The sequence below is a fragment of the Streptomyces sp. WMMC940 genome, from assembly GCF_027460265.1.
Classification (GTDB): Bacteria; Actinomycetota; Actinomycetes; order Streptomycetales; family Streptomycetaceae; genus Streptomyces.
The window spans coordinates 5,716,254-5,742,455 of record NZ_JAPZBC010000001.1 but is presented as its reverse complement, the minus strand read 5'-3'; the positions used below and the strand labels follow the sequence as shown (position 1 = coordinate 5,742,455).

Genomic DNA, 26,202 nt, shown 5'->3' with positions numbered 1-26,202 from the left:
GGGTGGTACCCCCCGGGGTGGGTCGGCGGTTCGCGCACCGGGTGCCGGACGGTCCGGACCCGGTGCGCGCACCGCATCCAGATCGGTGTGGCGGAACGCGGCGACGTGCTCAGGACGTCGTCAGACGGCGAGCGCCTGGGCCCGGCGCTTCACCTCCGTGCCGCGATTCTCGCTGAGCGCCTCCGCTGGGGTCCCCGGCAGGGTGGGGTCCGGAGTGAAGAGCCACTCCAGCATCTCTTCGTCGGTGAAGCCGTCGTCCTTCAGGAGGGTCAGGGTGCCGGAGAGGCCCTTGACCACCTTGCCGCCCTTGATGAAGGCGGCAGGTACCTGGAGCGTCCGGTTCTCACCGCGTCGCACGGCGATCAGCTGACCCTCCTTGACCAGCTGCCGTACGCGCGTCACCTCGACATCGAGCTTTTCCGCGACGTCGGGCAGGTGGAGCCAGGCGGGGACGAGAGCATCGATCTTTGCGTCAATCTCGGTCACGGGACCAAGCGTGCCATCCCGGACCGACAGTCGGTAGCCGGGCCCGGTCCGGCTGCGGCCTTCAGAGGGACACGGGCCACCTGACCGCCGCCTCGGGAGTGCTTCGGGAGCCCGGGGCGCCGTCCCTCCGCGTTCGGGGCACGTCCGCCCGCTCGGAACGGCGGTCCGAGGTCACAGCACGGCGGCCTTCAGGGGGACGGCCGGGTCGGCGGCGCGCTCGGCGTCGACGCGGGCGCCGACCTCGATGAGTCTGCGCCCCTGGGCCAGGTCCCGGGGCCTGCCGACCGTCAGCACGGCGACCAGGGCCCCGTCCCGCAGCCACAGCACCGACCAGGAGGCACCCTCCGGGTCACCCCGGCGCACGAGCGCGTCGGCCGCGCCGTGGTGCCCGGCGTACTGCACGAACCGGCCGAACTGCTCCGACCAGAAGTACGGCACCGGGTCGTAGATCTCCCCCGGCTCGGTCCCGTCGCCCGTGTCCGCGCCGACGATGTTGGCCGCGACCGTACGGGGGCCCTGGAGCGCGTTGTCCCAGTGGTGGACGAGCATGCGCCGCCCGTAGCGGCCGGACGGGAAGGAGGCGCAGTCCCCGACCGCGTAGACGTCGGGCAGCGAGGTGCGCAGCCGCTCGTCGGCGGTGACCGAGCCGTCGGGGCCCAGGCCGATGCCGGAACCGGCGAGCCAGCGGGTCGCCGGCCGGGCGCCGATGCCGACGACGACGGCGTCCGCGGGCAGCCGCCGGCCCCCTTCGAGGACCACGGCGCCCGGCTCGACGGCCGCGACCCGCGCCCCGGTGAGCAGTTCGGCGCCGGCCTCGGCGTACCACGCGGCCATCGGGGCGGCGACCTCGGCCGGCAGGGCTCCCGGCAGCGGGCGGTCGGCGGCCTCGACGACGGTGGCCTCGCAGCCCGCCTCGCGGGCGGCGGTGGCGAACTCGGCGCCGATCCAGCCCGCGCCGACGACCACGATCCTGTGACGTCGCTCCAGCACCGGGCGGAGCCGCTCCGCGTCGTCGAGGGTGCGCAGCAGATGGACCCCAGGGACGCCCTCGGTGCCGGGGAGGGTGACCGGCTCCGCTCCGGTGGCGATGACGAGGACGTCGTACGGGACGGGCCCGGCGGGCGTGTCGAGCTCGTGCTCCCCGGGGCGCAGGCCCGTGACCTCGAGGCCCAGCCGGAGCTCCACGTCGAGCGCGTCGAAGTCGACGTCGAAGGCGGAGTCCTCGGCCTTCCCGAGCAGCACGGCCTTGGACAGCGGGGGCCGGTCGTAGGGCTGGTGCGGTTCGGCGCCGATGAGGTCGATGCCGCCGGTGAAGCCCTGCTCGCGCAGGGCCACGGCGGTCTGCACACCGGCCATGCCCGCCCCGACGATGACGACTCGGCGGCTCGGCGCCGTCTGCTCGCTCTCACTCACCCGGCCACCCTAACCACCTGACGACACGTCAGGAAGGCAGCTGCTCCACGACGCTCGTGCCGCGCCCCTGCCGGGACTCCCACTCCCAGGTCTCCTCGAGCCGCACCCGCCCGTCGGGGAGGTCGACGACGGTGGACGCGCAGTGGCCGGAGGAGGTCGTCCCGTCCTGCCCGAGCTGGACGTAGCGGAAGTCCAGCCGGTCCCCCTCGCGGGTGCCGACGAGACGGCCGCGGACGACGTCGCCGCCGGCGTACTCGGCCCAGATCCGGCCCCCGTCCTCGTGGTATGTGAACCGGGTCCGGGTGCCGACCTGGCCGGGTGACTGGTCGGCGACCGGGGCGAGGACGAGTCCGTCGAGCGAACGGGCCACGGCGGCGGCTCCCTTACCGGGGGTTGGCGACGAGGGTTAGGGTGGCCACCGTACTGATACTCGCGGGAGCCCGGAGCACCGGGCTGAGAGGGAGGCTGAGGCGGCCTCCGACCGTACGAACCTGATCCGGGTCATGCCGGCGAAGGGAGGGTCCGGACGCGCATGCATCCAGGACAATCACCAGGACGTTCCCCAGGGCGCAGCACGGACGTGCTCGTCGTCGGTGGTGGCGTCATCGGCCTCGTCACCGCGTGGCGGGCGGCGCAGCGCGGACTGCGGACCGCGCTGGCCGACCCCGAGCCGGGCGGTGGGGCGGCGCAGGTCGCGGCGGGCATGCTTGCGGCCGTCACGGAGCTCCACTACGGCGAGGAGACGCTGCTCGGGCTGAACCTCGCCTCCGCGGACCGCTATCCGCGGTTCGTGACGGAGCTCGAGGAGGCGAGCGGCGAGGACACCGGGTACCGCTCCTGCGGGACGCTCGCCGTGGCCCTCGACGCGGACGACCGGGCCCATCTGCGCGAACTGCACGCGCTGCAGCGGCGCTCCGGGCTGGAGTCGGAGTGGCTCTCCGGGCGGGAGTGCCGGCGGCTGGAGCCCATGTTGGCGCCGGGCGTGCGCGGCGGGCTGCGGGTGGACGGCGACCACCAGATCGATCCCCGGCGGCTGGCCCGGGCGCTCCTGGTGGCCTGCGAACGCGCGGGCGTGGTGTTCCACCGGCGGTGGGCGGAACGACTGTCGGTGGTACGGGGCCGGGCGGCCGGAGCCGTGCTGGCCGGCGGCGACGAGATCGCGGCCGACCGGGTCGTGCTGGCCGCGGGCAGTCTCAGCGGCCGGCTCCGGGGCGTGCCCGCGGAGGCGCTCCCCCCGGTGCGCCCGGTCAAGGGGCAGGTGCTGCGGCTGGCCGTACCGCCCGCGTACGCCCCGTTCCTGTCGCGTACGGTCCGGGCCGTGGTGCGCGGCAGCCACGTCTACCTCGTGCCCCGCGAGAACGGCGAGCTGGTCGTGGGCGCGACCAGCGAGGAACTCGGCTGGGACACCACGGTCACGGCGGGTGGCGTGTACCAGCTGCTGCGCGACGCGCACGAGTTGGTGCCCGGCATCACCGAGCTTCCACTGACCGAGACCCGGGCGGGACTGCGCCCCGGCTCACCGGACAACGCCCCGGTGCTGGGTCCCACGGAGCTGCCCGGTCTGCTGCTCGCCACCGGCCACTACCGCAACGGCGTCCTGCTCACCCCGGTGACCGGCGACGTCATGGCGCACGCCCTGCTCACCGGTGAACTGCCGGACGAGGCCCGGGCCTTCACCCCACGCCGTTTCTCCCCCGTCCAGCAGGAGGTGTCCGCATGACCGCGTCCACGCACACCGTGTCCGTCAACGGGCAGCCGCACGCCGTCCCGGCCGGCACCACGCTCGACGCGCTGGTGGCCACGCTCACCGTCGCGCCCTCGGGGGTCGCGGCCGCCGTCAACGAGAGCGTCGTCCCCCGTGGCGAGTGGCCGGGGACGCTGCTCGGCGAGGGCGATCGCGTCGAGGTCCTCACCGCGGTGCAGGGAGGCTGACCGACATGGCCGACGACCGCTTCGTACTGGGCGGGACGGGGTTCTCGTCCCGGCTGATCATGGGGACGGGCGGGGCGCCCAGCCTCGACGTGCTGGAACGCGCGCTGGTCGCCAGCGGCACGGAACTGACCACGGTCGCGATGCGCCGCCTCGACCCGACCGTGCAGGGCTCGGTGCTGTCCGTGCTGGACCGCCTGGGCATCCAGGTGCTGCCGAACACCGCGGGATGCTTCACCGCGGGCGAGGCCGTGCTGACCGCACGGCTCGCCCGGGAGGCACTCGGGACGTCCTGGATCAAGCTGGAGGTGGTGGCGGACGAACGGACGCTGCTGCCCGATCCGGTCGAGCTGCTCGACGCGGCGGAGGTGCTGGTGGACGACGGCTTCGTCGTGCTGCCCTACACCAACGACGACCCCGTGCTGGCGCGGCGGCTGGAGGACGTGGGCTGCGCCGCGATCATGCCGCTCGGTTCCCCGATCGGCTCCGGGCTCGGCATCCGCAACCCGCACAACTTCCAGCTGATCACCGAGCGCGCCCGGGTCCCGGTGATCCTGGACGCGGGCGCCGGCACGGCGTCGGACGCCGCGCTGGCGATGGAGCTGGGGTGCTCCGCGGTGATGCTGGCCTCCGCGGTCACCCGGGCGCAGGAACCGGTCGTGATGGCCGAGGCCATGCGGCACGCGGTCGAGGCGGGCCGGCTGGCCCACCGGGCGGGCCGTATCCCGCGCCGGCACTTCGCCGAGGCCTCGTCCCCCGTCGAGGGACGGGCGGCGCTGGACCCGGAGCGCCCCGCCTTCGGGTGACGGCGCCCGGCCCCGCGGACGACGCCCGCTCTTCGATGACGCACGTCACAGCTGCGCTGCAGCCCCGGCCGGGGGGCCGGAGCCGGGGGGCCGGGCTCGTAGACTCGCCTGCGTGGATACGACCCTTCAGGACCCCCTCGTCGGGCAGGTGCTCGACGGCCGCTACCGCGTCGACGCGCGTATCGCCGTCGGCGGGATGGCCACGGTCTACCGGGCCGTGGACACCCGGCTCGACCGGGTGCTCGCCCTCAAGGTGATGCACCCGGCGCTCGCGGCGGACGTCTCGTTCGTCGAGCGGTTCATCCGCGAGGCGAAGTCCGTGGCCCGGCTGTCCCACCCCAACGTCGTCGGCGTGTACGACCAGGGGGCCGACGGCGCGTACGTCTATCTGGCGATGGAGTACGTCGCCGGGTGCACGCTCCGTGACGTGCTGCGGGAGCGGGGCGCGCTCCGTCCGCGGGCGGCCCTCGACATCCTGGAGCCCGTGCTTGCCGCGCTGGGCGCCGCGCACCGGGCCGGGTTCGTCCACCGGGACATGAAGCCCGAGAACGTCCTGATCGGGGACGACGGGCGGGTCAAGGTCGCCGACTTCGGCCTGGTCCGTGCCGTGGGCTCGGTGACGAGCACCACGGGTTCGCTGCTCGGGACCGTCTCCTACCTCGCGCCGGAGCAGATCGAGTCCGGCACGGCGGACACCCGCGCCGACGTGTACGCCTGCGGTGTCGTGCTCTACGAGATGCTCACGGGCGGCAAGCCGCACTCCGGCGACACCCCGGCCCAGGTGCTCTACCGGCACCTCAACGAGGACGTGCCACCGCCGTCGGCCGCCGTGCCCGGGCTCGCCCCTGAGCTGGACGGCCTGGTGGCCCTCGCCACCGCCCGGGACCCCGAGTCGCGTCCCGACGACGCCGTCGCCCTGCTCGGCCGGACCCGCGGGGCCCGTGCCGGACTCGGCGACGACCAGCTCGACGCCGTACCGCCGCAGGCCAGGACGCCGGGCGCCGAGTCGTCCGCCGGTTCGGAGGACCGGACGAGCGTGATCGCGCGGCCGATGCCCACCGGCGGGGCCGCCGACCGGACGAGCCGGTTGGAGATGCCGCCCGCCGGTCCCCCGCCGTCCCGTCCGGCGGGCCGGCGGCTGCCGGCGCCGCGCCGGGGGGTGCTCGCCGCCGTCGTCGCCGTGCTGCTCGTCCTCGGTGCCGGGGCGGGCGTCTGGTACATCAATTCCGGCCAGTTCACCCGCGTGCCCACCGTCCTCGGCCAGACCGAGGCCGTGGCGAAGCAGCGGCTGTCCGCCGCCGGTCTGGACGTCGAGGCCGTCAGGAAGGGCTTCAGCGACGCCTACGACCGGGGCACCGTCATGGACGTGAACCCCGACCCCGGGCAGCGCATCCGCCACAACGGCTCGGTCACACTCGTCATCTCGCGCGGCCCCGAGATCGTCAAGGTTCCGGAGCTCGAGGGCCTGAAGCTCGCCGAGGCCAGAAGCGCCCTCCGCAAGGCCGGTCTCGCCCCGGGTGTGATCACCAGGGAGTTCAGCGACGAGGCCGCCCAGGGCACGGTGATCGGTTCCGACCCGGCCGCCGGCACCGAGCGCCGTCCGGACTCCGCGGTCGCGCTCGTCGTCAGCAAGGGCGCCCCGGTCGACGTCCCGGACGTCACCGGCGACTCCGTCGAGGACGCCACGAGCACCCTCGAGGACGCGGGGCTGAAGGTGGAGGTGGCGCCGGAGCAGGTCCACTCCCCCCAGGAGGCGGGGACCGTCGCCCGGCAGGCGCCCGCCGAGGGCGCACGGGCCGCCGGCGGCGACACCGTCACCCTCACGGTCTCCAAGGGACCGCGGATGGTCGAGGTCCCGGACGTCACCGGGGACTCGCTGGACGACGCCCGGCGCGAACTCCAGGAGGCGGGCTTCGAGGTCAAGGTCGAGCGGGCCTTCCCGTTCCTCGGCGACACCGTCGAGCGCCAGTCCGTCGAGGGCGGCGAGCAGGCGGCCGAGGGCAGCACGATCACGATCACGACCAAGGGGCTCTAGCGACCGTGCACAACCCTGTCGGCGCGCATGTGCCCGTGGCCGGCGGCCTGGCCAGGACGGGTCTGGCGTACGCCCGTGAGATCGAGGCCGAGGCCGTGCAGGTCTTCGTCGCCAATCCGCGCGGCTGGGCCACCCCGGTGGGGAACGCCGCGCAGGACGAACTGTTCCGCGCCGGGAACGCCACCACCGGCACACCGGCGTTCGTGCACGCCCCGTACCTGATCAACTTCGGCTCCCACAGCGCGGTCACCGCCGAGCTGTCCGTGGAGTCGCTGCGCCACTCGCTGCGCCGCGGCCGGGACATCGGCGCGGCGGGCGTGGTGGTGCACACCGGCTCGGCGACCGGGGGCAGGACCCGGGAGACGGCCCTCGCGCAGGTGCGGGAGCTGGTGCTGCCGCTGCTGGACGAGCTGACGCACGACGACGACCCGTTCCTGCTGCTGGAGCCGACGGCCGGGCAGGGGTTCTCGCTCTGCTCGCTGGTCGCGGACCTCGGTCCGTACTTCGAGGCCCTGGAGGCCCACCCCAGACTGGGCGTGTGCCTGGACACCTGCCACGCGTTCGCGGCCGGTCACGAACTGGCCGCTCCCGGCGGAGCCGGGCGGACGCTGGATCTGCTGGTCGACACGGTCGGCCCCGGCAGGCTGAGGCTGATCCACGCCAACGACTCCAAGGACGTCGTCGGGGCCCGCAAGGACCGCCACGAGAACATCGGTGCCGGCCACATCGGCGAGGAGGCGTTCGGCGAGCTGATGCGCCACCCCGCCGCGGAGGGCGTACCGCTGATCATCGAGACACCGGGCGGCCGCCACGGCAAGGAGACGTACGCGGCGGACGTGGCCCTGCTGAAGAAGCTCCGCGACGCCTGAGCCCGGGACCCTGCGGCCGGTGAGCGCCGCGCAGCTTGGAGATCAGGCTAGAACTCGGGCCCGTCGCCCGGCTCCTCCTGGTAGGAGTAGCGCTGCTCGCGCCATGGGTCGCCGATGTTGTGGTAGCCCCGCTCCTCCCAGAAGCCCCTCCGGTCGGCCGTCATGTACTCCACACCGCGGACCCACTTCGGGCCCTTCCAGGCGTACAGGTGCGGGACGATCAGCCGCAGGGGGAAGCCGTGCTCGGCGGTGAGCAGCTCGCCGTCCTTGTGGGTGGCGAAGATCGTGCGCTCGGAGAGGAAGTCGGAGAGCCGCAGATTGGCGCTGAAGCCGTACTCGGCCCAGACCATGACATGGGTGACCGCCGGGGCCGGCGGGGCCAGCTCGACGATCGTCGATGCGGGCACTCCGCCCCATTCGGCCCCGAGCATGCTGAATTTCGTCACGCAGTGGAGGTCGGCGACGACCGTCGAGAACGGCAGCGCGGAGAACTCCTCGTGGTTCCAGCAGCGCTTGTCGCCGTCGGCGGTGGCGCCGAAGACCCGGAACTCCCAGCGGTCCGGCTTGAACTTGGGGACGGGCCCGTAGTGGGTGACCGGCCAGCCGCGCTGCAGTCGCTGTCCCGGAGGTAGCTCGGACTGTTCTGACGCCCGGTGTTCCCGGCTCTCCGGCTGACCCATGCCCTCAATGGTGACAGACCAGGAGGGGTGGTCATGACCAGGTCTGGGCCGATTCGGGCAACTCCTACTAAGGAGGCACTTACTGGACGGCCTTCGATCACGGTGCGAGGATGCGCGCATCCTGCCCGAGTCACACGTGCGGAAGGAGCCTCTGCGATGCAGGGCGATCCCGAGGTCATCGAGTTCCTCAACGAGCAGTTGACTGCCGAGCTGACCGCGATCAACCAGTACTTCCTGCACGCCAAGATGCAGGAGAACTTCGGTTGGACGAAGCTCGCCAAGTACACACGGGCCGAGTCGTTCGACGAGATGAAGCACGCCGAGGTGCTCACCGACCGCATCCTGTTCCTGGAGGGGCTGCCGAACTACCAGCGGCTGTTCCACGTGCGGATCGGGCAGACGGTCACCGAGATGTTCCAGGCGGACCGGCAGGTCGAGGTCGAGGCGATCGACCGACTGCGGCGCGGCATCGAGGTCATGCGGGGGAAGGGCGACATCACGTCCGCGAACATCTTCGAGTCGATCCTGGCGGACGAGGAGCACCACATCGACTACCTGGACACCCAGCTGGAACTGGTCGAGAAGCTCGGAGAGCCGCTCTACATCGCCCAGGTGATCGAGCAGCCGGAGTCCTAGGAACCCGCCCGTCCGGACGGCCCGGATCGCCACGGGGCGGAGGCTGGGCCATCGCCACGGGGCCGGGGCTAGGCCGCCTCGCGCAGCCGGCCGGGCGAGACCGTCTCGGCAGCCACCGGGGTCGTGCCCTCGGACAGTGCGGCGGCGCCGCTGCCCTGCTCCAGCAGCTCGCGGCGCGGGCAGGCGCCCCGGCCGAGGATGCCCTGGATACGGCGCACACAGGAACCGCAGTCGGTGCCCGCCTTGGACACCGAGGCGATCTGGCGGGGGGTGCAGGCACCGGCCTCCGCGTGCTCCTTGACCTGCTTCTCCGTGATGCCGAAGCAAGAGCAGACGTACACGCGGTTCACCTCCCGGCGGGATCGAGATCGACTGTGGCGCCCGTCCCGATTGATCGGTGAGGCTAACCTAACCTTACCCGCCGCTCGCCGGTCGCAAAAGTCCCGGGTACGACGGTGGGGCGCGGATCACACGATCCACGCCCCACCGTCGTGCCGGTCGGCTCACTGGTCGCGGTACATCTCCGCGACCAGGAACGCCAGGTCCAGCGACTGGCTGCGGTTCAGCCGGGGGTCGCAGGCCGTCTCGTAGCGCTGGTGCAGGTCGTCGACGAAGATCTCGTCGCCGCCGCCCACGCACTCGGTGACGTCATCGCCGGTGAGCTCGACGTGGATGCCGCCCGGGTGGGTGCCCAGCGCCTTGTGCACCTCGAAGAATCCCTTGACCTCGTCGAGCACGTCGTCGAAACGGCGGGTCTTGTGGCCGGAGGCCGCCTCGAAGGTGTTGCCGTGCATCGGGTCGGTCACCCAGGCCACGGTGGCACCGGAGGCGGTGACCTTCTCGACCAGCTCGGGGAGCCGGTCGCGGACCTTGTCGGCTCCCATGCGGACGACGAAGGTCAGCCGGCCGGGCTCGCGCTCCGGGTCCAGCCGCTCGACGTACTGCAGCGCCTCGTCGACGGTCGTCGTCGGGCCGAGCTTCACGCCGACGGGGTTGCGGATCCGCGACGCGAACTCGATGTGCGCGCCGTCCAGCTGGCGGGTGCGCTCACCGATCCACACCATGTGGCCCGAGACGTCGTACAGATCGCCCGTCCGAGAGTCGACCCGGGTGAGGGCCGACTCGTAGTCCATCAGCAGGGCCTCGTGGGAGGCGTAGAACTCGACGGTGCGGAACTCCGCCGGGTCCGTGCCGCAGGCCTTCATGAAGTTCAGCGCGTTGTCGATCTCGCGCGCCAGCTGCTCGTAGCGCTGCCCGGAGGGGGAGGACTTCACGAAGTCCTGGTTCCAGGCGTGCACCTGGCGCAGGTCGGCGTAACCGCCGGTGGTGAAGGCGCGCACGAGGTTCAGCGTCGACGCCGAGGCGTGGTACATCCGCTTCAGCCGCTCGGGGTCCGGGACCCGGGCCGCCTCGGTGAACTCGAAGCCGTTGACCGAGTCGCCCCGGTAGGTCGGCAGCGTCACGCCGTCACGGGTCTCCGTGGACTTCGAGCGAGGCTTGGAGTACTGGCCGGCGATCCGGCCGACCTTCACGACCGGCACGGACGCGGCGTACGTCAGCACCGCACCCATCTGGAGCAGGGTCTTGAGCTTGTTGCGGATGTGGTCGGCGGACACCGCGTCGAAGGCCTCGGCGCAGTCGCCGCCCTGGAGCAGGAACGCCTCGCCCTTGGCGACGGCTCCCATCCGGGCGCGCAGCTGGTCGCACTCGCCCGCGAAGACGAGCGGCGGATACGACTCGAGGTCCGCGATCACATCGCGCAGAGCCTCGGCATCGGGGTACTCGGGCTGCTGCGCCGCGGGCAGGTCTCGCCAGGTGTTGCCACCGGTTGCGGTGGGCTTAGCGTTCACGGTCACCCCGACAACATTACGTGGTGAATCGGCCGGTCCGGGCCGCGGACCAGAAAGTGAGACGGCGGCCACCGGCGGACGGGACACCGGTGGGGTAGGGTTCCGGGCATGTTCGCGCAGACGACCCAGAACCGGTGGTGGACCGCTCATCCGGCGGCCCACTGATCCGATCGCGCGCACAGTTTCGCGAAGGCCGCCCGAGGGGCGGCCTTTCCCGTTTCCGCGGGCCGTTCCTCCCCACCACGGAAGGAACCCCGCCATGCACGTCCTCGACCGGTTGCTGAATCCCGACGCCCCTCCGTTCGCCCTGCTGCGCCGGCGCACGCCCGGCCGCGACCACGACACCGTCGAGGTGCTCACCGGCCCGGTCCTCGAGGTCGAGCGGCTCGCCGACCTCCCGGTGGGCGAGCGTCCGTCACTGGCGCTGGTGCCGTTCCGGCAGATCCGCGAACGGGGCTTCGACGTGCGCGACGACGGCACACCGCTGTCCGTGCTGGTCGCCGAGGAGTCCTGCGAGCTGCCGCTCGACGAGGTGCTGGACCGGCTTCCGGCGCACGCGGTCGACGTCGAGGGCGGCGGCTTCGACGTCGGCGACGAGGAGTACGCGGAGATCGTCCGGCGTGTGGTGGAGCACGAGATCGGGCGCGGCGAGGGCGCGAACTTCGTCATCCGGCGCACGTTCACCGGGCGTGTCCCGGACTTCGGCAGGGCCGACGCACTCGCGCTCTTCCGGCGGCTGCTCGCCGGCGAACGCGGCGCGTACTGGACCTACGTCGTCCACACCGGCGACGGTAGGCCCTCCCCGGCGGGGCGGCCCGGCAGGGATACGGGCGGACGCACGCTCGTCGGGGCGAGCCCGGAGGTGCATGTGCGGATGTCCGGGGGCACGGTCGTGATGAACCCGATCAGCGGGACGTACCGCTACCCGGCGGGTGGACCTGCGGTCGACGGGCTGCTGGACTTCCTCTCCGACCGCAAGGAGACCGACGAGCTCTCCATGGTCGTCGACGAGGAGCTCAAGATGATGTGCACGGTCGGCGACATGGGCGGCGTGGTGGTCGGGCCCCGCCTCAGGGAGATGGCCCATCTCGCGCACACGGAGTACGAGCTGCGGGGACGCTCCTCGCTCGACGTCCGCGAGGTCCTGCGCGAGACGATGTTCGCGGCCACGGTCACCGGCTCGCCGGTGCAGAACGCGTGCCGGGTCATCGAGCGGTACGAGGACGGCGGGCGCGGCTACTACGCGGGCGCGCTGGCGCTCCTCGGCACCGACGCGGGCGGCGCGCAGACCCTCGACTCGCCGATCCTGATCCGCACCGCCGACATCTCCGCCTCGGGCGAGGTGCGGGTGCCGGTCGGCGCGACGCTGGTCCGCCACTCGGACCCGGCGTCCGAGGTGGCGGAGACGCACGCCAAGGCGGCGGGGGTGCTGGCCGCGCTGGGGGTCCGCCCGGGGCCGGCGCGGGCGGAGGAGGCACGGCCGCGGCCGACCGACGACCCCCGGGTGCGGGCGGCCCTGGACGCCCGGCGGGCGGACCTGGCGCCCTTCTGGCTGCGGATGCAGGCCCTGCCGGAGCGCGTCTCGGGGCGTGCGCTGGTGGTGGACGGCGAGGACACGTTCACCGCGATGCTGGCCCATCTGCTGCGGGGCTCGGGGCTCGACGTGGCCGTACGCCGCTATGACGAACCGGGGGTGCGGGAGGCTGCGCTCGCCCACGACGGGCCGGTCGTCCTCGGGCCGGGCCCGGGCGATCCGTCGGACGCGGCCGACCCGAAGATGAGCTTCCTGCGCTCGCTCACGGCGGACCTGCTGCGCGGCCACCGGAGGGGTCTGCTGGGGGTCTGCCTCGGCCATGAGCTGATCGCGGCCGAGCTGGGACTGGACATCGCCCGCAGGAAGACACCGTTCCAGGGGGCACAACTGCGGGTCGGGCTGTTCGGCGCGGAGGAGACGGTCGGCTTCTACAACAGTTTCACCGCCGTGTGCGACGACGAGGCGGCGGCGGAGCTGTCCCGGCACGGCGTCGAGGTGAGCCGTGCGCCGTCGGGTGAGGTCCACGCGCTGCGCGGGCCGGGTTTCGCGGGCATCCAGTTCCACCCGGAGTCGGTGCTGACGCTGCGCGGGCCGGAGATCGTGCGCACGCTCCTCGACGCGGTGGTTCCGGAGCGTGCGCCCTGACCCCCGGGGCGGGCCCCGGGGGGTGCGGCGGGCATCTGAAGGAGCCTGGTCCGTGCCCTGCCGGGGCGGCCCGGCGGGGGACGGCCCGCGACGTCAGAAGCGGCGGATGACGCGCAGGCTCCTGCTGTACAACTCGGTTCCGGCGTCCAGCACCGACAGCGCGCCGAGATCCGCCGTCGTCGGCCCGTCGGGCGTCTTGCGGCTGGACGCGAACCGGCGCCTGCCGTCCTGGTCCCGGCCCAGGTAGATGCCGACGTGGTCGATGGTCCCGCGGTCGTCCCCCACGCCTTCGTCGTCACCGGCGCTGTCGTAGGCGTCGAAGTACACCAGGTCGCCGACGCGCAGTCCGTCCAGCGGCGGCGGGGCCTGGCCGGGGACGCCCTCGGCCGTGAGGCCGGCGACCGCGACGCCCGGGCCCTTCTCCGCCTGGTCGGCGGACTCCCTCGGCAGGTTGGCGCCGTCGAAGTCCCGGTAGTTGACCATGGGTACGCCCATGTGGTGCCCGTACACCATCCGGACGTAGCCGGAGCAGTCGAGGAAGCCCGCCCAGCGCTTCTGCGAGCCCGTGTTCTCCGGCTGCGCCGGTGCCTCGCCGTTGGGGAAGGTCCAGGTGTCCAGGCCCATGTACTCCCAGAAGTCGGCGCCGATCTCGCGGGTGCCGTCGCCCGTCCCCGCGTTGAAGGGCCCGTACCCCGCCTCGCCCAGGACGCGCGTGCCGAGCACCGGGTCGACCGCGCCGGCCGCGTGCGGCAGGAACATGGCCGCGTAGCCGAGGGCGTCGGGGGAGGTGTCGCCCGCCCAGTCGCGCAGGCGCCGTTCCAGGGCGGGGGTCAGGGTGCCGTCGAAGGGCGTGTCCAGCAGCCGCACCCACAGGTCGTGCGTGACCTCGGGGGGCTCGGGCCGGCGGCCGGCGACGGTGAACTCGCCGACCAGCGCCTTCACCGGAAGGGCGGTGCCGCCCTTGTTGGCGAGGACCCGGATGCCGGTCCCGCCCGCGCCGAGCGTGCCGTCCGTCCCTGCGGCCTGCCAGGTGGCGGGCTCGTTCTGGCCGTCGCGCCAGGCGCGGCAGCGCAGTGCGGTCCCCGTGCGCTCCAGGCGGAGGCGCCAGCGGTCACCGGGCCGGAAGCCGGATCCCACCTGGACGGGGCCGCCGAGCACGGTCGTGGTGTTCCCGGCCGCCATCTCCAGGATCAGTCTGACCTCGCCGGTGGTGAGGAAGGACAGCCGGGCGCGGTAGTGCCGGTCGTCGCCCGCGTACGCGCAGCAGACCGCGGCCGAGACGGCGTCACCGGCCGGGACCCTGTCGAGTGTGAGCACGGCGCTCACATCGACGTCCCCGACGCCGTCGGAGAGCGTGGCGAACTGGCTGAACCCGTCCTCCCGCAGCACCACGGTGCCGTTTCCGCCCTCGACGCGAAACTCCGCCCGGGTGGTGTCGGGAGTCGCCCATCTGCCGCCGCCGGGCGACGTGCCCCAGCCGGAGACGGTCCGGTCGAAGCGGTCGGTGAAGGCCTTCTTCTGCTCGGTGAAGGTGCGCCGCAACCCGTGCACGGTGACGGTCCGCGCCCCCTTGGTGAGCGTGGCGAGGGGGCCGTACGCGTCCGAGACCTCGTAGGTCTCGGGACCGGCCGCACCGGTCCTCCGCGCGGTGAGCGGTCCGCCGAGCCCCGCGCGGAAGAAGCGCGCGTCGTCGACGTCCTGACGGTGCAGCCACATGGTCGCGGGCGGCTGGGCGGCGGGCCCGGCGGCAACCCCCGCGGGGGCGGGCACGGGCGCACGGGACGCCTTCCCGGGAGCGCGGGCGAGCGCCGTGGACGGGACCACTCCCGCTGCTGTGCCCGCGAGGGCCGCGGCGAGCGCGGCACGACGGCTGACAGGTGACACGGTTCCCCCCATGATCATGGAATACCGGGCACACCCTACTGCTCCGTCGGGCGGGGTTCGCCCCGGGAAGGAGCCGCGCCCGGCGCACGGGGCCTTCCCGGCCCTGCGGACCGAGGGGAAGGACCGCAGGGCGCCGGACGGCCCTCGTGGTGGGCCTGCCCGTGGACCGGCAACGCCGCGAGGCGCCGTGCCGCGCGTCACGGCGGGGCGGACCTCTGCCGACGCGGCACCGGCCGACCGGACGGACGCCGGTCAGCCGGACGGACGCCGGTCAGGGGGAGCACCCCGGCGACGTCCGAGCCGTACACGGCGGTGGACCGGCCCTGCCCCGACCCACCGGCGGGCCCCTGGGTACGGGCCGGGGCGGTACCGGCGCATAGCCCAGGCCGTCCGTCAGCCGAAGAAGACGCCGACCTCCTCGTAGAGAGCCGGATCGACGGTCTTCAGTCTCGCCGTCGCCTCGCCGATCGGTACGCGGACGATGTCCGTGCCGCGCAGGGCGACCATCTTGCCGTAGTCGCCGTCACGCACCGCCTCGATCGCGTGCAGGCCGAAGCGGGTCGCCAGCCAGCGGTCGAAGGCACTGGGCGTACCGCCGCGCTGGACATGGCCGAGGACGGTGGTCCTGGCCTCCTTGCCGGTGCGCTTCTCGATCTCCGTGGCCAGCCATTCACCGACGCCGGACAGCCGGACGTGGCCGAAGGAGTCCAGCGTCCCGTCCTTGAGGACCATGTCGCCGTCCCTGGGCATCGCGCCCTCGGCGACCACGACGATCGGCGCGTACGAGGCCCGGAACCGGGAGGTGACCCAGGCGCAGACCTGGTCCAGGTCGAACCGCTGCTCCGGGATGAGGATCACGTTCGCCCCGCCCGCCAGCCCCGAGTGCAGGGCGATCCAGCCGGCGTGACGGCCCATCACCTCGACCACGAGGACCCGCATGTGGGACTCCGCCGTGGTGTGCAACCGGTCGATGGCCTCGGTGGCGATGCCGACGGCGGTGTCGAAGCCGAAGGTGTAGTCCGTGGCGGACAGGTCGTTGTCGATGGTCTTGGGGACGCCGACGCACCTGATCCCGTACTCGTCCGAGAGCCGCGCGGCGACCCCGAGGGTGTCCTCGCCGCCGATCGCGATCAGTGCTTCCACCTCGTGCTTGGCGAGGTTCTCCTTGATCCGGCGGACGCCGTCCTGCGTCTTGAGGGGATTGGTCCGCGAGGAACCGAGGACGGTGCCCCCGCGTGGCAGGATGCCGCGCACCGCGGGGATGTCGAGGCGCACGGTGTCGCCCTCCAGCGGCCCGCGCCACCCGTCCCGGTAGCCGGTGAACTCGTATCCGTACTCCTGCACGCCCTTGCGGACGATGCCGCGGATGACCGCGTTGAGGCCGGGGCAGTCGCCGCCCCCGGTCAGTACTCCGACCCGCATGGAAGGTCCCTTCGCCGTCGGTGGCCACATTCGTCGGCCACGCTAGTGGTGACCCAGGTCACTCCGGGACGGTACGAAAGGTGAATTCCGGGTACGGGGACGGCAGTTGACGTCCGGTGGTTCACTCCATCGAGTGGACCGGGTACCAGGCCGGGCCGGCGGCCCGGCGGGCGTCAGACGTCGTCGAGGCCGCGCTCGATCGCGTAGCGCACGAGCTCCACCCGGTTGTGCAGCTGGAGCTTGCCCAGGGTGTTCTGCACGTGGTTCTGCACCGTGCGGTGCGAGATGACGAGCCGCTCCGCGATCTGCTTGTACGAGAGGCCCTTGGCGACCAGCCGCAGCACCTCCGTCTCCCGCTCGGTGAGCTGCGGCGCCTTCGGCTCGTCCGGCCCCGCGGCCGGCACCGGCTCGGTCGCCAGCCGCCGGTACTCCCCCAGCACCAGGCCCGCGAGGCCGGGGGTGAACACCGGATCGCCGGCGGCGGTGCGGCGCACGGCGTCGATCAGCTCCTCCGTACTGGCCGACTTCAGCAGATAGCCGGTCGCCCCCGACTTCACCGCCTCCAGCACGTCGGCGTGCTCCCCGCTGGCGGAGAGCACGAGCACCCGCAGCGACGGGTTCGCTCCCACGAGCTCCTTGCAGACCGCGGCCCCCGGCATACCCGGGAGGTTGAGGTCGAGCACGAGGACGTCCGGCCCCGCCGCCCTGGCCCGGCGCACCGCCTGCGGGCCGTCGCCCGCGGTCGCCACCACCTCGTGACCGGCCTCGGCCAGATCCCGGGCGACCGCGTCCCGCCACATCGGGTGGTCGTCCACGACCATGACGCGCACGGGCCGCTGCGCCGCACCGCTCGTCTCCGTCATCGTTCCGCCTTCCCCCGGGTCCCCCGCGGGACCTTCAACTCGACTTCCGTACCCTGCCCCGGCACCGAGACCAGCTCGGCGGTGCCGCCGATGTCCCGCAGCCGGCCGCGGATCGAGAGCGCGACTCCGAGCCGCCCCTCGCCCTCGGCCTGGGCCAACCGCCCCTCCGGGATCCCCGGGCCGTCGTCCCGGACCGTCACGATCACCTCGTCCGGCCAGTCCTCGACCAGGATCCACGCGTGCGCGTCCTCGCCGGCGTGCCGGCGGACATTGTCCAGCGCGGCACCGACGGCTGCCACGAGCTCCTTCGCCGCGTGTGCGGGGAGCAGCACCGGGGCCCCCGGCTCCGACAGGGTCACCCGGCAGCCGGCCCTCGGCGCCAGCAGCGTGCGCAGGTCCACCGGTCCGTCGGCCCCGGTGCTCCCACCGTCCGGCCCGTCCGGCTCGTCGACGAGCCGGACGACCGCGCCCTGGGTCTCGTCCTCCGACACCCGGGACGCGGGGACCAGTCCGCCGGCGACCAGGGTGCGCAGGGCGACCTCCTGCTCGCCCGCCATCCGGCCGAGCTCCGCCGCCTCGCCCCCGATCGCCGTGCCGCGCCGCTGCACCATGGCCAGCACCTGCAGCACGCTGTCGTGGATGTCGCGGGCCAGCCGCTCGCGTTCCCGGGTCGCGGCCTCGATCTCCAGGGCGCGGGCCAGGGTGCGCTCGGAGGCGCGGGCGACCTCGACGACGTACCCGATGGCGATGGACGCGACCCACACAAGCAGCACGTTGTGGAAGGTGTCCCGACTGGGCTCGCCGCGCTCGATGATGTTGGCCACGGCCACCAGGGATGACGCGAAACCCGCCCAGCGCCAGCCGCCCTTGATCGCGAAGGCGAGCACCGAGCCCGCCGTCCAGATCGACGGCAGGGTCGGGCCGTCGATCTGCTGCGCCTGCGCGTCGGCGAGCGGCGTGAGCAGGATGCCGGTGAGGGCGACGGTGAGATCGGCGCCGAGGAAACGCTTGGTGCAGGCGGCCGCGTTCGCCACCCTCGGGAGCGTGGCCAGCGTCCAGACCACCAGTACGGCGAGGAAGCCGACGGCCACCGAGGGGCGCTCGTACCCGTCCCGGGCGAAGACGAAGAGCAGGACCGCGTAGCCCGTCGTCAGCACGCGGTAGGCGGTCAGCGCACGCCACAGCGGCAGCTCCACCGACATGCGTACGACCCGTTCGCGCCTGGCCATGCCCCGATCCCCCCAAACCGTCCGACCGGACGGGCGACGCTACCGGTCGCCGCCCCGCTCCGCCCCGCCGGCCTCCTTGGCGGCCCGCTCCGCCTCCTTGGCGGCCTCCTTCGCCGCCTTCTCCGCGTCCGCGATCTGCCGCTTGGCGGCCGTGGCGTAGATGTCCACGTACTCCTGGCCGGAGAGCTTCATGATCTCGTACATGACCTCGTCGGTCACCGAGCGGAGGATGAAGCGGTCGTGGTCCATGCCGTGGTAGCGGCTGAAGTCGAGCGGCTTGCCGATCCTGATCCCGGGGCTCATCAGCTTGGGGACGACCTTGCCGGGCGGCTGGATCTTCTCGGTGTCGATCATCGCGACGGGGATGACGGGCGCGCCGGTGGCGAGCGCGACGCGCGCCAGACCGCCGGGCTTCCCGCGGTAGAGCCTGCCGTCCGGGGAACGGGTGCCCTCCGGGTAGATGCCGAAGAGCTCACCGCGCTCGATGACCTCCACGCCGCTCCTGATGGCCGCCTCACCGGCGCCGCGCGCTCCGGAGCGATCCACCGGCAGCTGGCCCACGCCCTTGAAGAAGGCGGCGGTGAGCTTGCCCTTCACGCCCGGCGAGGTGAAGTACTCGGCCTTGGCGATGAACGTGACCTTGCGGTCCAGGACCGCGGGCAGGAAGAAGGAGTCCGAGAAGGACAGGTGGTTGCTCGCGAGGATCGCGGGCCCCTCGGCGGGAATGTACTCGAGGCCCTCCACCCAAGGCCGAAAGGCGAGCTTCAGCGCCCCGCCGATGGAGAACTTCATTGCGCCGTAGATCAACTCGAGTGCCTTCCTGGGATCCGTCGAAAAGACCTTAACCCCTGGGCGGACCGCGCTCTCCTCCGTGGCCCCGTGCCGGGCGGCCTCAGCCCTGGTCGGTGTCCGTCCCGTCGCGTACGGTGAATCTGCCCACCGGGGGGACGCCCCCCGGGCCGCCCCGAAAGGAGACCCCGGTGCCGGTCCTTCCTGGAGCCGAGCCGTACCGCCACGAGGGTGGCGAGGTCGGCGTCCTTCTCTGTCACGGCTTCACCGGTTCCCCCCGGTCGCTGCGCCCGTGGGCGGAGTACCTCGCGGAGCGCGGACTGACCGTCTCGCTGCCGCTGCTGCCGGGCCACGGCACCCGCTGGCAGGACATGGCGGTCACCGGCTGGCAGGACTGGTACGCGGAGGTGGACCGGGAGCTCCGGGCGCTGCGCGAGGAGTGCGGCCAGGTCTTCGTCCTCGGGCTCTCCATGGGCGGCGCGCTGGCCCTGCGGCTGGCTGCCAGGCACGGCGACGCGATCAGCGGCATCGTGGTGGTGAACCCGGCCAACAAGGTGCACGGTGCGGCGGCACACGCCCTGCCGGTGGCCCGGCATCTCGTCCGCACGACGAAGGGCCTGGCCAACGACATCGCGAAGGAGGGCATGGACGAGGTCGCCTACGACCGGGTCCCCCTGCACGCCGCACACTCGCTGCGGAACTTCCTGCGGCTCGTCGACGGCGAGCTTCCGCAGGTCACACAGCCGATGCTGCTGCTGCACAGCCCTCAGGACCATGTGGTGCCGCCGGCGGACTCGGCCCGGATCCTCGGCCGGGTGTCGTCGACGGACGTTCGGGAGGTCCTGCTGGAACAGAGCTACCACGTGGCGACGTTGGACCACGACGCGGAGCGGATTTTCGAGGAGAGCCACGCGTTCATCGGCCGCCTCGCTCCGAGTGTCGGCAAGAAGGGAAGCACGACCGGTGGCTGAGCAGCACGACGCGGACCGGGACCGGGAACCGCAGCCCATCGACGAGGAGGCCGCCTGGGCGGCCATCGTCGCCGGGTACGGCGAGGAGCCTTCGGACCCGCCGGGGGCGAAGCCGTTCAAGTCGGTGGAGGACCTCGCGGGCCTGGAGAAGTCCGCCCGGAACGAAGGACCGGAGCCCGGGGACGGCGACCGCGCCCGCGGCGACGACCGCGGGAACCACGTCGGAGGCGACGAGGAGGACGAGCGCCCGCGGCCGGAGAAGCCGCTGGGCGGCTCCGTCGTGTTCGCACCCGGAGTGGGCGGCGGGCCGCGCGACTACGAGGTCGCCGAGGCGGCGGACGACGACCTGGACGAGACCGACGAGGGCCATTTCGTCCCGCCGGAGCCCCCGCCGCTGCCGGAGGCCGACACGACCGCGAAGTTCGCCTGGCTCGCGGTGATCGGCGGGCCGGTGCTGCTGCTGCTCGCCGTGATCCTGCGATGGGACATGACGTGGTGGCTGACCACCCTCGGCGTCGGCGGCTTCCTGGGCGGCTTCGTCACACTGGTGGCGCGGATGTCGCACGGGGACGACGAGGACGACGACGACCCGGGCCGGGGGGCGGTCGTCTAGGGCGTGCGCCCGGAGGGCGTCCCGGGACCGGGGCAGACCTGACCGCGGGCCGGGCAGCCCCGACCGCGGCCGGAGCCGCCGGGGCGAGGGCGGCCCTGAGGCGGCGAGCGAAGGCCGGGGGCGGGCCCGGAAAGTGCCCGCAGGGCCCGGAAAGTGGCCGTGGGGCCCGGAAAGTGGCCGCAGGGTCCGGAAAGTGGCAGTGGGCGCAACCATGCCCGGAGGCCGCGCACGACCGGCTACGGGCGATCCCGCCCCGGCGACGGCCCCTCCCCGGAAGCGGGTCCCCTCCGGGCAGTCGGGGCGGCGGAGGCCGGGACCCGCAGGGCGGCGAGGACCGGGAGGTGGTCCGTGGCCGCCTTCAGATCGGCCTCGCTGACCCCGGGAAGTCCCCTCGGGACCCCGCAGCCGAGGACCTCGATACCGGGGGTCACGAACACCGCGTCGATCCGCTGGTGCGGGTCCGTCGGGGTCGAGGTGTACTCGCCGCCCCAGGGGCTGACCTCCCAGGCGTCCCTGAGCCCGGCCGCGAGGCGCCGGAAACTGCGCCCGCCGGGACTCTCGTTGACGTCGCCGGCGGCGATCGCGTGCGGCACGTCCATCGCGTCGAGCCGGTCGAGCAGCATTCCGGCCTGGGCATAGCGCTCGTCGGTCCGCAGGCTCAGATGGCAGCTGAGCAGCCCGAGCCGGGCAGCGCCGACCCGGACGACGGCGGTGGCGAAGCCACGCCGGTGCAGACCCGGGGTGAGCGGCAGCAGGACGTCCTCGGTGCGCTCGACGGTCGCCCGCAGCGAGCACAGCAGCAGCGGACCCGCGGAGGTCGCGCCGCCGCTCAGCATCACCAGTTCGCTCTTCGCCGCGAGCCGGGCGGCGTGCTTGCGCCACCTGAAGAAGCGAGGGGCCTCCTGGACGAAGACGAGATCGGGCCGGCAGGCACGGATGACGCGGGTGAGGGCGTCCTCGTCGTCGCGCATCGAGCGGATGTTGTAGCTGAGTACCCGGATCACGGCCGAACCATCGGGCTCGGTGCGGGAGTTGGGCAGCGGTCGCGTCTCGGACGTCACCATGTGCCTCAAGATAACGGGCCTCGGCCGTGTTGCCCCGCCCCAGCACACCGGGCGCGCCGCACGGGCCGGAGTGCGGTGCGGGCCGGGACGCGCACCGGGCCACTCGGTCCCGAACGGACCGGCAACGGCCGGCACCCCTCGGGGCAGGCAACGGGCCACGGCGGTCGCACCGCCCGCGTCCCGTCACCGCGCACCGGGCCACGTCCCGACCGGGCCGGCACCCCTCGGGGCAGGCAACGGGCCACGGCGGTCGCACCGCCCGCGTCCCGTCACCGCGCACCGGGCCACGTCCCGACCGGGCCGGCACCCCTCGGGACAGGCAACGGGCCACGGCGGTCGCACCGCCCGCGTCCCGTCACCGCGGTCCCGGGGAGCGACGGATCGGGCGCCTGCCGCCCGGAGGGACGGCAGGCGCCGGAAGGGTGGGCGTCAGCCCTGGCGGGCGAGGTCCGCCGCGCCGACGAGGCCCGCCTTGTTGCCGAGTTGGGCCGCGAGTACCTGGGCGTGCGGGCGCCACTGTCCGCCGATCAGCCACCGCCGGAAGGACTTGCGGATCGGGTCGAGCACCAGCTCCCCCTCGTCCGACACGCCGCCGCCGACGATGAACGCCGAGGGGTCGAACAGCGAGGCCAGGTCGGCCAGGCCCGCGCCGGCCCAGCGGGCCAGCTCGCGGAAGGAGTCGACGGCGACCTTGTCGCCCTGTCGCGCCGCCTCGCTGACGTGCCTGCCCTCGATGCCCTCGGGGGTGCCGTCGCCGAGACCGAGCAGGATCGCCGCGTTCTCCGGGGTCGCCGCCGCACGCTGGCGCGCGTAGCGGACGAGCGCGCGCCCGGACGCGTACTGCTCCCAGCAGCCCTGGCTGCCGCAGCCGCACAGCAGGCCGTCGGGGACGACCCGGATGTGGCCGAACTCCGCCGCGACGCCGAAGCGGCCACGGCGCAGCTTGTTGCCGATGATGATGCCGCCGCCGAGGCCCGTGCCGAGCGTGATGCAGATGACGTCGTTGTGTCCCTGGCCCGCGCCGAACCGGTACTCGCCCCAGGCCGCCGCGTTGGCGTCGTTCTCCACGACCACCGGCAGGCTCACGCGCTGCTCCACCTTGTCCTTCAGCGGCTCGTGCCGCCACTGGATGTTCGGTGCGAAGAGGACGGTGGCACGCTTGTCGTCGACGTAGCCGGCGGCGCCGATGCCGACCGCCTCGATGTCGTGCCCCTTACCGGCTCCGGTGACGGCCGAGCAGATCGCATCCACGATGCCTTCGGCGGTCGGCGGAGTGGGCACCGTGTGCGTCTCAAGGATGGTGCCCTCTTCGTCGACCACGCCGGCCGCGATCTTGGTGCCGCCGATGTCGACGCCGATGGTGAGTCCCATGTGTCCCTCAGTTTTCGGTCGAGCCCCGCTATGGCCAACCGTACCGGAGGGAGCCCCTGCCTCAGTCCAGGTCGATCTTCTCGCTCGGGCCGGGGCCCTCGTCCGGCCGGTCCCGGCGGGCCGTGCCGTCCGCCCCTGCGGACGGCTCGTCCCGGGTCCAGCGGCGCTCATGGCCTTCCACGGCGGAGCGGTAGGCGGCCAGCAGCTCGTTGCCCGCGGCGGCGAGATGGTCGAAGACCTGCGGGTTGCGCTCGATGACCGGCTCGACGGCCGACTTCGCCTGGCTGATCAGCTGCTGCACGGCCCCCTGCCCGGCGAGGCCGAGCAGCGGGTTCTGCAGCGACGACATCTTGTCCGCGACCGCGTCCAGCAGCTTGCGCAGCTCCTCGCCCGCGGTACCGGTGGCCTGCTGCCCGTACCGCTCGCTGCGGCGGGCCCGCTCCTCCTCCAGGTCCTCGGCGCACGCCGTCGCCCAGGCGTCGGCGTCGACGGCGGGACGTTCGGTGGCATCGCTCATGGCGTACTCCTCGGAAAGTGCCTCGTAGGTCGACGGTACCCGAACGGGGGGCAACCGTTCAGCGACCCCGCGGCCAGAGTCCCGGGTCGGGCTCGAAGCGTATGCGGAGCTCGCCGTCCCGGAGCGCGGCACCGCTGACGGTGCAGCGGCGCAGCACGGACGGCAGGAGCAGGACGCGGCGGAACGCGCCCACGGTCAGGAAGAGTTCGTCGTCCCTGCGGACCAGCTGGAGGCGGCCCTTGGTGGCTCCCGGCAGCGGCAGCCGCCAGACGAGCACACCGTCCTCCGCCCGGCGGTCCTCCACCGTCCAGGGGTTCCCGGGGACGGGTCCGGCGGTGCTGCCGGCGGGCCCGTCGAGCAGCTGCGCGAGCTCGCCGGGCTGCCGGGGGTCACGGCCGGCGTGCGGCACCTCCCGGACCGGTAGGGCGCCGAACTCCTCGCGCCAGCCCTTGAGCGCGCTCTGCTGGCGCCCCGAGAGGGCACCGAGGAAGGGGTCGGACGACCCGACCGGGACGATCCGGTTCGCGATCACCATGTCCGGGGCCGGCCCGTGCAGGGCGAGGCCGAGCCGGGCCGTGCGCAGGGCGTGGTCCGCGGCCTCGGGGCCGGGTTCGGCGACCAGGCGGACCGAGGCGTCGGGGCTCTCGACCAGGGCCTGGACGGCGGCCAGCTCCTCGTCCCACCGGGCGGCCGTCTCGAAGAGCCACTGCGCGGGCATCGGCACGCCCGCGAGCTGGGCGAGCACGGGGCGCAGCGAGCGGGCGGCCTGGCGCTCCGCCGGGATCAGCCGACGGAGGTAGCGGCGCAGCTGCTCGGGCAGGGCGAGCAGGGCGACGGCCCGGCGCACCGGCGGAAGGTCGACGACCAGCAGGTCGTGGCCGTTCCCGGCGGCGTGCCTGAGGGCGCGCAGCAGCGCGAACTGTTCGCTGCCCGGGAGCTCCGTCAGCTCACCGTCCTCGAAGGGTGCGGCCCCGAGCAGGTCGAGCGCCGCCCCGGCCCGCTCCTGGAAGGTGAGGAACTCGTGGCGGAAGTCGGTGCCCGAGTCGACGCGGACGACGGTGGGGCCGGGCACCGGGGCGTCCGGCCCGGCGGCACCTGTGGCTGCGGAGCCCGATCCCGAGGAGTCCGGCCCGGCGACTGCGGGCCCCGTGCCGGTCAGCGCCCCGGAGGGCTCGTCGGAGAGCAGCAGGACCCGTTCGCCCCGCCGTGCCCCGGCAAGGGCGAGTGCGGACGCGACGGTGCTCCGGCCGGCCCCGCCGGTGCCGGTGACGAAAACGGTGCGCATGGAGGGCGGCTTCAGCCCTTCGGAGCGGACTCGACGCGCTTCTTCAGACCGGCCAGGGCGCGGTCGATGATGACCTTCTCCGCCTTGCGCTTGATCATCCCGAGCATGGGGATCTTGACGTCGACGGTCAGCTGGTACGTGACCTCGGTCCGCTCCCCGCCGGCGACCGGCTTCAGCGCGTACGAGCCGTCCAGCGCGCGCAGCATCTGGGACTTGACCAGCGTCCAGGAGACCTTGTCGTCCCCGGTCCAGGTGTAGGCGAGGACGTGGTCGTCCTTGATGGCGCCGGCGTCGAGGACCAGCCGGACCTGGAGCGCACGGCCCTGGTCGTCCTTCTCCAGGACCTCCGTCTCCTTCACCTCGCCGGTCCACTCCGGGTAGCGCGCGAAGTCGGAGATCACCCCCATCACGTCGGCCGGGGACGCGTCGATGGTGATGCTCGAGCTGGTGTGTTCCGCCATCGCCGTGGCTCCTCCAGTGAACGCCGGACGGGTTGCGGTGTGCAATGTATCGCGCCCCGGGCAGTCACCATTCCAGGGCCCACGGCCGCCCCGTCGCCGCGAAGTGCCCGACGTTCACGCACTCGGTCGCGCCGATCCGCATGCGCCGTGCCAGCGGCTGGTGCACATGCCCGAAGAGGGAGTACCGGGGCCGGGTCCGGCGGATGGCGTCGAGCAGGGCCGAGCTGCCGCGCTCGAAGCGGCGGGCGACCGTGTCGTACGTCAGTTCCGGCACCTCCGGCGGGATGTGCGAGCACAGGACGTCGACCTCGCCGAGCGCCTCGACCTTGGCCGCGTACTCCTCGTCGGAGATCTCGAAGGGGGTGCGCATGGGGGACCGCAGCCCGCCGCCGACGAAGCCGAACACGAGCCCGTCCAGCTCGACCCGCTCACCGTCGAGCACGGTGGTGCCCGGGCGCGCGTACTCCGGCCAGAGGGCCGGGACGTCGACGTTGCCGTAGGTGGCGTACGTCGGAGTGGGGAACGCGGCGAACAGCTCGCTGTACTGCCTGCGCACCGCCGCGAGGATCACGGCGTCCCGGTCGAGGCCCGCCCAGAGGCGGCGGCCGAACTCGCGGGCTTCCTCGAAGCGCCGCGCCGTGCGCAGCTCGACGATCCTGTCCGCGTTCTCGACCCCGAAGAGATCGGGGAAGATGCCGCGCGAGTGGTCGGCGTAGTCGAGGAAGAGCACCAGGTCGCCGAGGCAGATCAGGGCGTCGGCGCCGGTTCCGGCCCTGGCCAGATCCCTCGCGTTGCCGTGCACGTCACTGACCACATGGACTCGCATGCCGATCACCCTAGAGTGGTCGCC

At 73.3% G+C, this 26,202-nt stretch carries 27 protein-coding genes and 1 riboswitch; of the genes, 10 read left to right on the top strand and 17 right to left on the bottom strand.

The genetic code is table 11. From position 1 onward, the window contains the following. Nucleotides 1–120: 120 nt before the first annotated feature. The 3 genes from O7595_RS25305 to O7595_RS25295 form a co-directional block, all read right to left on the bottom strand. A complete protein-coding gene (locus O7595_RS25305) occupies nucleotides 121–486 on the bottom strand; it encodes an Rv2175c family DNA-binding protein (protein WP_093653294.1) in 366 nt (121 codons plus the stop codon). A 171-nt stretch (nucleotides 487–657) separates the two neighbouring features. Next, nucleotides 658–1,842 carry an NAD(P)/FAD-dependent oxidoreductase gene (locus tag O7595_RS25300; RefSeq protein ID WP_269732620.1) on the bottom strand — a complete coding sequence of 395 codons (1,185 nt, stop codon included), beginning with the start codon at nucleotides 1,840–1,842 and terminating at the stop codon, nucleotides 658–660. A gap of 85 nt (nucleotides 1,843–1,927) precedes the next feature. Continuing rightward, complete coding sequence (locus tag O7595_RS25295; protein WP_269730906.1) at nucleotides 1,928–2,269, bottom strand: hypothetical protein; 342 nt, start codon at nucleotides 2,267–2,269, stop codon at nucleotides 1,928–1,930. 52 nt (nucleotides 2,270–2,321) lie between these two features. Then, a riboswitch (TPP riboswitch) is annotated at nucleotides 2,322–2,434 on the top strand. Between O7595_RS25295 and thiO the strand changes: the two genes are divergently transcribed. From thiO to O7595_RS25270, 5 genes are all read left to right on the top strand, one after another. Continuing rightward, nucleotides 2,432–3,619 carry a glycine oxidase ThiO gene (gene thiO / locus O7595_RS25290; protein ID WP_269730905.1) on the top strand — a complete coding sequence of 396 codons (1,188 nt, stop codon included), beginning with the start codon at nucleotides 2,432–2,434 and terminating at the stop codon, nucleotides 3,617–3,619. Its footprint overlaps the riboswitch before it by 3 nt. Next, nucleotides 3,616–3,831: a sulfur carrier protein ThiS gene (gene thiS / locus O7595_RS25285; RefSeq protein ID WP_269730904.1), complete on the top strand. Its 216-nt coding sequence runs from the start codon at nucleotides 3,616–3,618 to the stop codon at nucleotides 3,829–3,831. The genes thiO and thiS overlap by 4 nt, the downstream gene beginning before the upstream one ends. Nucleotides 3,832–3,836: 5 nt before the next feature. Further along, nucleotides 3,837–4,634: a thiazole synthase gene (locus tag O7595_RS25280; RefSeq protein WP_269730903.1), complete on the top strand. Its 798-nt coding sequence runs from the start codon at nucleotides 3,837–3,839 to the stop codon at nucleotides 4,632–4,634. 112 nt (nucleotides 4,635–4,746) lie between these two features. Beyond that, nucleotides 4,747–6,669 (top strand): Stk1 family PASTA domain-containing Ser/Thr kinase, encoded by a 1,923-nt coding sequence (gene pknB / locus O7595_RS25275; RefSeq protein WP_269730902.1) that lies wholly within the window; start codon nucleotides 4,747–4,749, stop codon nucleotides 6,667–6,669. Nucleotides 6,670–6,674: 5 nt separating this feature from the next. Continuing rightward, complete coding sequence (locus tag O7595_RS25270) at nucleotides 6,675–7,538, top strand: deoxyribonuclease IV (protein WP_269730901.1); 864 nt, start codon at nucleotides 6,675–6,677, stop codon at nucleotides 7,536–7,538. Between the two features lie 47 nt (nucleotides 7,539–7,585). On the opposite strand, the gene O7595_RS25265 is transcribed toward O7595_RS25270, so the two are convergent. Beyond that, nucleotides 7,586–8,218 (bottom strand): sulfite oxidase-like oxidoreductase, encoded by a 633-nt coding sequence (locus O7595_RS25265; RefSeq protein WP_138055813.1) that lies wholly within the window; start codon nucleotides 8,216–8,218, stop codon nucleotides 7,586–7,588. 156 nt (nucleotides 8,219–8,374) lie between these two features. Here O7595_RS25265 and bfr point away from each other — a divergent pair, with 156 nt between their 5' ends. After that, nucleotides 8,375–8,854, top strand: coding sequence for a bacterioferritin (bfr, locus tag O7595_RS25260; protein ID WP_269730900.1), 480 nt, complete (start codon nucleotides 8,375–8,377; stop codon nucleotides 8,852–8,854). Between the two features lie 68 nt (nucleotides 8,855–8,922). On the opposite strand, the gene O7595_RS25255 is transcribed toward bfr, so the two are convergent. Next, nucleotides 8,923–9,204 carry a (2Fe-2S)-binding protein gene (locus O7595_RS25255; protein ID WP_332328308.1) on the bottom strand — a complete coding sequence of 94 codons (282 nt, stop codon included), beginning with the start codon at nucleotides 9,202–9,204 and terminating at the stop codon, nucleotides 8,923–8,925. 153 nt (nucleotides 9,205–9,357) lie between these two features. Then, nucleotides 9,358–10,710, bottom strand: a complete 1,353-nt coding sequence (locus O7595_RS25250; protein ID WP_269730898.1) for a class II 3-deoxy-7-phosphoheptulonate synthase — start codon at nucleotides 10,708–10,710, stop codon at nucleotides 9,358–9,360. Nucleotides 10,711–10,812: 102 nt separating this feature from the next. Between O7595_RS25250 and O7595_RS33965 the strand changes: the two genes are divergently transcribed. Both O7595_RS33965 and O7595_RS25245 read left to right on the top strand, forming a co-directional pair. Beyond that, complete coding sequence (locus O7595_RS33965; protein WP_138057791.1) at nucleotides 10,813–10,869, top strand: trp operon leader peptide; 57 nt, start codon at nucleotides 10,813–10,815, stop codon at nucleotides 10,867–10,869. Nucleotides 10,870–10,963: 94 nt separating this feature from the next. Beyond that, nucleotides 10,964–12,883: an anthranilate synthase family protein gene (locus tag O7595_RS25245; RefSeq protein WP_269730897.1), complete on the top strand. Its 1,920-nt coding sequence runs from the start codon at nucleotides 10,964–10,966 to the stop codon at nucleotides 12,881–12,883. Between the two features lie 93 nt (nucleotides 12,884–12,976). Here the strand turns inward: O7595_RS25245 and O7595_RS25240 are convergent, their stop codons facing one another. From O7595_RS25240 to O7595_RS25220, 5 genes are all read right to left on the bottom strand, one after another. After that, the gene (locus O7595_RS25240; protein WP_269730896.1) at nucleotides 12,977–14,767 is read right to left on the bottom strand and encodes an NlpC/P60 family protein; all 1,791 of its coding nucleotides are present in this window, start codon (nucleotides 14,765–14,767) and stop codon (nucleotides 12,977–12,979) included. A 393-nt stretch (nucleotides 14,768–15,160) separates the two neighbouring features. Beyond that, on the bottom strand, nucleotides 15,161–16,189 hold the full coding sequence (locus O7595_RS25235) for a 6-phosphofructokinase (RefSeq protein ID WP_269730895.1): 1,029 nt from the start codon (nucleotides 16,187–16,189) through the stop codon (nucleotides 15,161–15,163). Nucleotides 16,190–16,362: 173 nt separating this feature from the next. Continuing rightward, nucleotides 16,363–17,052 (bottom strand): response regulator, encoded by a 690-nt coding sequence (locus O7595_RS25230; RefSeq protein WP_269730894.1) that lies wholly within the window; start codon nucleotides 17,050–17,052, stop codon nucleotides 16,363–16,365. Continuing rightward, nucleotides 17,049–18,281, bottom strand: a complete 1,233-nt coding sequence (macS, locus tag O7595_RS25225) for a MacS family sensor histidine kinase (RefSeq protein ID WP_269730893.1) — start codon at nucleotides 18,279–18,281, stop codon at nucleotides 17,049–17,051. Before macS ends, O7595_RS25230 begins: the two co-directional genes overlap by 4 nt. A 39-nt stretch (nucleotides 18,282–18,320) precedes the next feature. Continuing rightward, on the bottom strand, nucleotides 18,321–19,073 hold the full coding sequence (locus O7595_RS25220; RefSeq protein ID WP_269732619.1) for a lysophospholipid acyltransferase family protein: 753 nt from the start codon (nucleotides 19,071–19,073) through the stop codon (nucleotides 18,321–18,323). A gap of 188 nt (nucleotides 19,074–19,261) precedes the next feature. Here O7595_RS25220 and O7595_RS25215 point away from each other — a divergent pair, with 188 nt between their 5' ends. Beyond that, entirely contained in the window at nucleotides 19,262–20,041 is a 780-nt protein-coding gene (locus O7595_RS25215) for an alpha/beta hydrolase (protein ID WP_269730892.1), read from the top strand. Continuing rightward, complete coding sequence (locus O7595_RS25210) at nucleotides 20,034–20,654, top strand: hypothetical protein (protein ID WP_269730891.1); 621 nt, start codon at nucleotides 20,034–20,036, stop codon at nucleotides 20,652–20,654. Before O7595_RS25215 ends, O7595_RS25210 begins: the two co-directional genes overlap by 8 nt. A gap of 236 nt (nucleotides 20,655–20,890) precedes the next feature. On the opposite strand, the gene O7595_RS25205 is transcribed toward O7595_RS25210, so the two are convergent. From O7595_RS25205 to O7595_RS25180, 6 genes are all read right to left on the bottom strand, one after another. Then, a complete protein-coding gene (locus O7595_RS25205; RefSeq protein ID WP_269730890.1) occupies nucleotides 20,891–21,718 on the bottom strand; it encodes an endonuclease/exonuclease/phosphatase family protein in 828 nt (275 codons plus the stop codon). A gap of 429 nt (nucleotides 21,719–22,147) precedes the next feature. After that, complete coding sequence (locus O7595_RS25200) at nucleotides 22,148–23,089, bottom strand: ROK family glucokinase (RefSeq protein WP_138055802.1); 942 nt, start codon at nucleotides 23,087–23,089, stop codon at nucleotides 22,148–22,150. Between the two features lie 61 nt (nucleotides 23,090–23,150). Then, complete coding sequence (locus O7595_RS25195; RefSeq protein WP_269730889.1) at nucleotides 23,151–23,606, bottom strand: DUF5304 domain-containing protein; 456 nt, start codon at nucleotides 23,604–23,606, stop codon at nucleotides 23,151–23,153. Nucleotides 23,607–23,664: 58 nt separating this feature from the next. After that, a complete protein-coding gene (locus O7595_RS25190) occupies nucleotides 23,665–24,891 on the bottom strand; it encodes an ArsA family ATPase (protein ID WP_269730888.1) in 1,227 nt (408 codons plus the stop codon). Between the two features lie 11 nt (nucleotides 24,892–24,902). Continuing rightward, entirely contained in the window at nucleotides 24,903–25,352 is a 450-nt protein-coding gene (locus tag O7595_RS25185; RefSeq protein ID WP_269730887.1) for an SRPBCC family protein, read from the bottom strand. A 64-nt stretch (nucleotides 25,353–25,416) separates the two neighbouring features. Then, nucleotides 25,417–26,178: a metallophosphoesterase family protein gene (locus O7595_RS25180; protein ID WP_269730886.1), complete on the bottom strand. Its 762-nt coding sequence runs from the start codon at nucleotides 26,176–26,178 to the stop codon at nucleotides 25,417–25,419. Nucleotides 26,179–26,202: the final 24 nt, after the last annotated feature.

Coding starts and splice junctions, on each gene's coding strand:
- O7595_RS25220 (WP_269732619.1), bottom strand. CDS start 19,073: ATGAAGTTCTCCATCGGCGGGGCGCTGAAGCTCGCCTTTCGGCCTTGG.
- O7595_RS25180 (WP_269730886.1), bottom strand. CDS start 26,178: ATGCGAGTCCATGTGGTCAGTGACGTGCACGGCAACGCGAGGGATCTG.
- O7595_RS25280 (WP_269730903.1), top strand. CDS start 3,837: ATGGCCGACGACCGCTTCGTACTGGGCGGGACGGGGTTCTCGTCCCGG.
- O7595_RS25265 (WP_138055813.1), bottom strand. CDS start 8,218: ATGGGTCAGCCGGAGAGCCGGGAACACCGGGCGTCAGAACAGTCCGAG.
- O7595_RS25300 (WP_269732620.1), bottom strand. CDS start 1,842: ATGGCCGGTGTGCAGACCGCCGTGGCCCTGCGCGAGCAGGGCTTCACC.
- O7595_RS25190 (WP_269730888.1), bottom strand. CDS start 24,891: ATGCGCACCGTTTTCGTCACCGGCACCGGCGGGGCCGGCCGGAGCACC.
- bfr (WP_269730900.1), top strand. CDS start 8,375: ATGCAGGGCGATCCCGAGGTCATCGAGTTCCTCAACGAGCAGTTGACT.
- O7595_RS25200 (WP_138055802.1), bottom strand. CDS start 23,089: ATGGGACTCACCATCGGCGTCGACATCGGCGGCACCAAGATCGCGGCC.
- thiO (WP_269730905.1), top strand. CDS start 2,432: ATGCATCCAGGACAATCACCAGGACGTTCCCCAGGGCGCAGCACGGAC.
- O7595_RS25230 (WP_269730894.1), bottom strand. CDS start 17,052: ATGACGGAGACGAGCGGTGCGGCGCAGCGGCCCGTGCGCGTCATGGTC.
- thiS (WP_269730904.1), top strand. CDS start 3,616: ATGACCGCGTCCACGCACACCGTGTCCGTCAACGGGCAGCCGCACGCC.
- O7595_RS25205 (WP_269730890.1), bottom strand. CDS start 21,718: ATGGTGACGTCCGAGACGCGACCGCTGCCCAACTCCCGCACCGAGCCC.
- O7595_RS25195 (WP_269730889.1), bottom strand. CDS start 23,606: ATGAGCGATGCCACCGAACGTCCCGCCGTCGACGCCGACGCCTGGGCG.
- O7595_RS25235 (WP_269730895.1), bottom strand. CDS start 16,189: ATGCGGGTCGGAGTACTGACCGGGGGCGGCGACTGCCCCGGCCTCAAC.
- macS (WP_269730893.1), bottom strand. CDS start 18,281: ATGGCCAGGCGCGAACGGGTCGTACGCATGTCGGTGGAGCTGCCGCTG.
- O7595_RS25245 (WP_269730897.1), top strand. CDS start 10,964: ATGCACGTCCTCGACCGGTTGCTGAATCCCGACGCCCCTCCGTTCGCC.
- O7595_RS25185 (WP_269730887.1), bottom strand. CDS start 25,352: ATGGCGGAACACACCAGCTCGAGCATCACCATCGACGCGTCCCCGGCC.